Origin of the sequence: Solemya elarraichensis gill symbiont (assembly GCF_002021095.1) — a bacterium.
In the GTDB taxonomy this organism is placed as follows: Bacteria; Pseudomonadota; Gammaproteobacteria; order Chromatiales; family Chromatiaceae.
Window position 1 is genome coordinate 1 of the sequence record NZ_MPRK01000281.1, and the last position, 2,018, is coordinate 2,018.

Below are 2,018 nucleotides of genomic sequence, written 5' to 3' on the forward strand. Positions count from 1 at the left end.
GCTTTTTGATGTGCTGCTGGATTCAGTTTGCTAGTATTTTGTTGAGAATTTTCGCACCTATGTTCGTTAGTTATATTGGCCTGAAGTTTTCTTTTTCTTTGGTGTCTCTTCCTGTGCAACTGACCAGTCAGGAGTGCATTGTTGTGCGTTGTTACCACTACTATCAGACACCATTGAAACAACTTCCCCTGCACGGCAGCAGAATGGTGCCTGTGGGGTAATCTGTACAACCTGTGCACCCAGAAACTTGATGGTAGTCGGACCTGGTGAACCACAACCGCTTGCCCAGGTAATCTCGATAGATTCTGTGCGGCTGTCCAGTATCACCTTGTTACCGGGTTTCAGGTCCATATCCCCGCCAGCACCAAGATAGCTATCATCCTTTACAACGACTATATTACCGCCGACACTACCGCTGACGCTGGCAGCCTGGACTGAAACCGAAGCTACAGCCAAAACCAACAATAGTAGAATGATCTTTTTCATCAAGACGCCCTCAATTGATTAACACTTAAACTATAACATATGTACAGACGTTTTAAACGTCAGTAATAAAATCTTCAAAGTTGCTGCTTTGACAGCAATTGTATCGATGATAAAACGCCCTTACTGGATAAATATAGCAACCTTAACCAATTCTGACTAATTTTAGTTGATCAAACCAGACTTCGCCTTTCAGTTTGTGATCTTTCGGTATTTTTCCTGTCGATTCAAGCTGTAGTATTTGCACTCGACATTTGGCATCGTTCGGAACAGTGAATCTGAAACGTGATTTCCGCCAATCACTGACGCCAAGATAGCGCTCACTCTCACCAAGATACTGCTTTTGCTGATCGATACAATGGACTCTCCAACGCAGTCCCCCGCTGGTCTCCAATCCAACACTTTTCACGGCACTACTGAATTCGTACTCGCCGGCCATGAGAAACATTGGCTGAAAAAGGCGATTCCCGAACGGCTTGTTAATACCGCTGAAAAGCAGGTGCAGGCTTTGCTCACCAGCAGACTCCCTCTCCTGCTTAAGTTCAAGCCCAAACCACTCCGCATCGGAAAAATGCCAGCCAAATCCATTATTTGAAATTGGCAGTTCGAAGCCACCATTGTATATATTCCCCAACTGGCCTTTTTGCTCCATTGACAGGCCACCAATCCAGTTGAGGTAGGCACTGCTCCACTGCTGTTCTTTCATCATTCTTGCGACCAGTGCCTTGCGTTCACTCTTCAACATCGGTACCGCGCCTTGTTTTCGCATCTCTGTCAATTCATTCAACGAATTCAAGGAGCCTGCATTTTTTGCATAGTGGCTGAAAAAGCGCTCCCACCAGTCAGGCGGATTATCTGTCAGTGGTTTCAGTACATGGCGCAACTCATCCGAGTCGGCAATCCTGATAAGTACTGAGACAACCTCGGCTGACCAGCGCTTGGATTCAAGATGTTTGCTCCAGGAATTAACTGCACGGTCGATTTGGTTGCGCGACACCCAATACTCTGCTGCCTTTAGCCTGATCCATTCGTTCGTTGGACCAAGCTCTTCAGCACGGTTGACCAGCGCATCTGCACTCGCAGTAATATTGCGTTGCTTGAGCAACATTGCCAGCAGAACCATGGGACGCCCGTCACTCGGTGTACCCTTGATCGCATCACGTAACAGTTCCTCGGCTTTCTGCGGCTTCTCCTGGTAAATTTCCAGTGCGTACAGAAACAGTGCGTGCGGATGTTTGTCATACCATGCGAGGGCCTTCTCCGCGCTGCCCGGCACACCATCAATAGCAGACTGAGCATAATGCTCCGCTAATCCCAACGCGAGTATGCGCCAGGCAGCAAACAACAGAATGGCTACGATGATTATTTTGGCAGCGACTTGAGGAAAGAAATTCATTTTCATTTTAGTGACTCTTGCCGGTACGCTGTAATCGTCGGATTGGTAGCGTGCGGTTTTACCTTCAGTTCAACCAATGACTTCTTCATGTTCCACGCCTGAAATCCAGGCTTGCGCTCACTGCTTGAGGCAATGAAAC

The 2,018-nt window shown here is 47.5% G+C and carries 2 protein-coding genes; both read right to left on the reverse strand.

What is annotated here, in order from left to right; all coding sequences use genetic code 11:
• Positions 1-66: 66 nt before the first annotated feature.
• The gene (locus BOW51_RS10155; protein WP_078477611.1) at positions 67-486 is read right to left on the reverse strand and encodes a hypothetical protein; all 420 of its coding nucleotides are present in this window, start codon (positions 484-486) and stop codon (positions 67-69) included.
• A 142-nt stretch (positions 487-628) separates the two neighbouring features.
• A complete protein-coding gene (locus tag BOW51_RS10160) occupies positions 629-1,885 on the reverse strand; it encodes a tetratricopeptide repeat protein (RefSeq protein ID WP_078477612.1) in 1,257 nt (418 codons plus the stop codon).
• Positions 1,886-2,018 lie beyond the last annotated feature (133 nt).